The sequence below is a fragment of the Halanaerobium sp. MA284_MarDTE_T2 genome (assembly GCF_003337245.1).
GTDB lineage: Bacteria > Bacillota > Halanaerobiia > Halanaerobiales > Halanaerobiaceae > QPJE01.
Genome location: NZ_QPJE01000055.1, coordinates 1 through 3,656, shown reverse-complemented (window position 1 = coordinate 3,656; position 3,656 = coordinate 1). Strand labels below are relative to the sequence as shown.

Here is a 3,656-nt window from a genome sequence, read left to right as displayed (position 1 = left end):
TTATTAGCTAAACATAATAATTGAAATTCAAAACCGTCTGCTATTTTCTCGGGGCAAGCCCACGAGGTTTGCTAGCAGACTATAACTTCTATCACCTCAATTATACCTTATTTTAGGATTTAGCAGGGCATAGGAAATATCAACAAAGACATTTAGTGTTACGATAATTACTGCTACCATAATTATATAGGTTGCTATTACTGGAAAGTCACTTTCGTACATTGATGTAAGAAGAAGATTTCCGGCTCCTGGCCACTGGAAAATACTTTCTGTAACAATAGAAAAACCAATAAGTTGTCCAAATTGTAGTCCAATCATTGTTATAACCGGAATCAAGGCATTTCTCAGGGCATGTTTAAATAGAACCATTCTTTCACTAACACCCTTAGACCTGGCGGTTCGAATATAATCATTACCCAGTATCTCCAGCATTGATCCACGGGTTAACCGAAAAAGTAGAGCCATCTGAAACATTCCCAGGGTAAAGGCAGGCATAATGATGTGTTTTAAACCACTTAAAGTCAAGAGTCCACTCCGCCATTTGCCCCAAATCTGAACCACTTCACCCCGTCCAAAAGGTGGTAATATATTGAAATTAATTGAAAAAATAAAGATAAGTATTATCCCCACCAGAAAAGTTGGTAAAGAAACCCCGAAAAGAGATCCGGTCATTAAAATATTGCTAAAAATTGACCGAGGTCTGGCTGCCACAAATACTCCAAAAGAAATTCCTAATATTACTGTAATTAGTTCAGCTACAAAGGCTAGTTCTAAACTGGCGGGCAATCTTTCTAGTATAAGGTTAAGGACAGGAACTCTGGTAACATAGGACATACCAAATTTACCATGTGAGGCATTATTAATAAAAGATAAATATTGGATATAAAAAGGCTGATTTAGCCCCAGCATCTCTCGTACCTGCTGCCGCTGGGCCTGAGATGCATATCTACCGGCCAGGGCCATTACCGGGTCACCTAAATATTGAAATATAAAAAATGCTATAAAGGACACTATTAATAAAACAACAAGCCCCTGGATAAATCTTCTTGCTACATATGTTCTCATGATTTAATTCCCCCTTACTAATATTAATTTTAGTCGTATGTATAATGTTTAAGACTCTAAATAACAGGGTTTATGACATAAATTTTTGGTAGAAATAGAACTTACAGCTTAGAATCAATACTTTCTGCTTTTATCCTGCAAAAAATATTAGAGATTCCAATCCTTCCTTGTACTCTTAGTTAATATTTTTGCTTTAAGCAGTGATTTAAGAGATTTCTGTGGTTTTAATTCTGTCCCTGATATCTCCCAGTTTTCTCGTTTTAAGACCAAGTTTGAAGATAATTTAGAAGAACTTTTTTATCATCTTGTTGATATTAATGAACCACTATGCAGAAAAATTGATCTTCTACTGTCTGATCTTTTTATATATGATACTACAGTCTTTAAAACCTATGTGGCAGAAAACAACCTGGTTTTATATAATGTTGATAGATAAGAAAAAAGGATTTTTCCCATTGCCTTTCTAAATTAAACAATACACTAATGAGGAACACTCACCAATTATATTGGAGTGTTAATCAATGGAAAAAATCCAACATATAAAGACCAGCAAGAAAAATGAACTAAAGAAAATTTTCCGTGATATATTCTATGATAAAGTATTAAAAGCATTAGTGATAGCTATTGATTCCAGCAGGTTAGTTCAGAGACATTTCCTTAAAGACAATCCAGGTATCAGAACGAGGAGTGAAATTAATGCCCTGATCCTTATAAAGAGCATAGGTATCTTCCTGGTAATGAAGTGGAATTGCTGCAACTTTTTCTGGACTCATGGCAAGACGGTTTAAGACTTTAAGTAATTCACCTCTGATTGCAGGATCAATTATTTTAGTTGACTGGGCATAAAGATTATCAAGTACTGGGTCACCATATCTGGTACCATTTGTTGAACCCAGTCCTTTATCAGGAACTACAGAATGAAGCAGCTTCGAAAAGGAACGACCATAATCATAAGACCCATCAAACCAGCCAATTAGATAAAAATCCAGTTCTTGATGAGCTACTTCTTCAAAGAAAATAGATTTTGGCTTGGCATCAACATTACATTTGATTCCAACCTTTTCCATATAACTGGCAACTGCCTGGAGTATCTGTTCATCCTGAACATATCTATCATTTGGCCCTGAAAGGGTTATTTCAAAACCATCAGGATACCCTGCTTCTGCCAGTAACTCTTTAGCCCTTTCTGGATCATAAGAAATACGTTCAATTTGATCTGAATAACCGACGGTTGGTGGATCAGGAATCTGTGCAGCAGGTGAAGCATGACCAAGCATAACTTTTTCAATAATCTCTGGTTCATTTATAGCCATATACATAGCTCTTCTGACTCTGACATCAGCTGTAGGAGATCCTTCATCATTATTGATAGACAAAAATATAGATCTTCGGGAAGGTCTGGTAACTAATTCAATTTGAGAATTACTGGTTATACTATCAATAAAAGTCACCGGTACCCCCTGTAGTATATCTATCTGTCCACTACTAATAGCGGCCAGTCTGGTAGATGGTTCAGTTATCGGCCGAAATTCAGCCTGTTTAACTTCCAGCTGTCCTCCCCAGTAATCCGGATTTGCTTCCAATTTTAAGTAGGAACCCTTTACCCATTCAGTAAATTTATAAGGACCGGTTCCAATTGGTTTAGTTCCAACCTCTCCCTGAGAACGAGATTCTGTGGATTCCTTATCCATTATAAAAATCTGATGTAGGTTTTGTGCAAAATAAGGAACTGCTTCTTTGGTCTTGATGTCAATTAACCAGGAATTCCCATCAACTATTGTAACTGAATCAATGTTTCCGCCAAAAGCAAGGAATTCGGAAACTTCTGGATTACTCAGGCGGTTAAAGGTAAATTTAACATCTTCCCAGGTGAAATCATTTCCATTATGAAATTTAACACCTTTACGAAGTTTGAATCTCCAGGTGAGGCTGTTAACTCTTTCCCAGTCTGTAGCCAAAGCTGGTAAAAGTTTACCTTCAGAATTCCTCTGTAACAATCCCTCGAAAATATTGCTCATGATAGACAAGTTTGAATCAGCATCTGACCCATGGGGATCCATAGTCCGGGGTGGGGCTGCTATACCGACAGTTACTGTATCAGTAGCGGCACTTGCAAATCCTGATAGCCCCAGGACAAGCACGAAAATCAGTGAACTAACAAATAAAAATAGACTCTTTCTGCTCATATTCTTCCTCCTTTAATTTTTGTCCTAGTTTCCCTTCTCACATACTGTCTGCCTTAAAATTTTTCTTATAAATATTAAAGACAGTTATCTATAAAATCACAATCAGTCCCCTTCAAAAATTATTTCAGGTGACTTCCTGTGTACCGAATATTACCGGATAAATCTAAAATTTTTAAAGTTTATTATTTGTTATTGCCTATAATGACAAAAATTTCTTTAAGTTTGCTTGATTTCCCGAACCTTTGTAATGGTTCGATAATTAATGTTGTGAGGAAAAAATGTAAATTATAAAAAATTCTAAATAAAAAAATGATTGTAACACAAAAAGCATATAATATTTTCCAATTTACATGTTTCAAATACTAAAATAAGTCTTCTAAACACAACAATAAAAGCATTTAAAAC

Annotated in this window: 3 protein-coding genes; 1 reads left to right on the top strand and 2 read right to left on the bottom strand. The window is 35.7% G+C overall.

The window, feature by feature from the left end; all coding sequences use genetic code 11:
- Positions 1 to 96 precede the first annotated feature (96 nt).
- Positions 97 to 1,065 carry an ABC transporter permease gene (locus DFR78_RS11770; protein ID WP_114459015.1) on the bottom strand — a complete coding sequence of 323 codons (969 nt, stop codon included), beginning with the start codon at positions 1,063 to 1,065 and terminating at the stop codon, positions 97 to 99.
- Positions 1,066 to 1,249: 184 nt separating this feature from the next.
- Between DFR78_RS11770 and DFR78_RS12470 the strand changes: the two genes are divergently transcribed.
- A complete protein-coding gene (locus DFR78_RS12470) occupies positions 1,250 to 1,501 on the top strand; it encodes a transposase (RefSeq protein ID WP_114459016.1) in 252 nt (83 codons plus the stop codon).
- 202 nt (positions 1,502 to 1,703) lie between these two features.
- On the opposite strand, the gene DFR78_RS11760 is transcribed toward DFR78_RS12470, so the two are convergent.
- Positions 1,704 to 3,251, bottom strand: coding sequence for an ABC transporter substrate-binding protein (locus DFR78_RS11760; protein ID WP_114459014.1), 1,548 nt, complete (start codon positions 3,249 to 3,251; stop codon positions 1,704 to 1,706).
- Between the last annotated feature and the right edge of the window lie 405 nt (positions 3,252 to 3,656).

What these genes read in the sequence shown, in the direction of transcription:
- DFR78_RS11770 (WP_114459015.1), bottom strand. Translation starts at nt 1,065, where the DNA reads ATGAGAACATATGTAGCAAGAAGATTTATCCAGGGGCTTGTTGTTTTA.
- DFR78_RS11760 (WP_114459014.1), bottom strand. Translation starts at nt 3,251, where the DNA reads ATGAGCAGAAAGAGTCTATTTTTATTTGTTAGTTCACTGATTTTCGTG.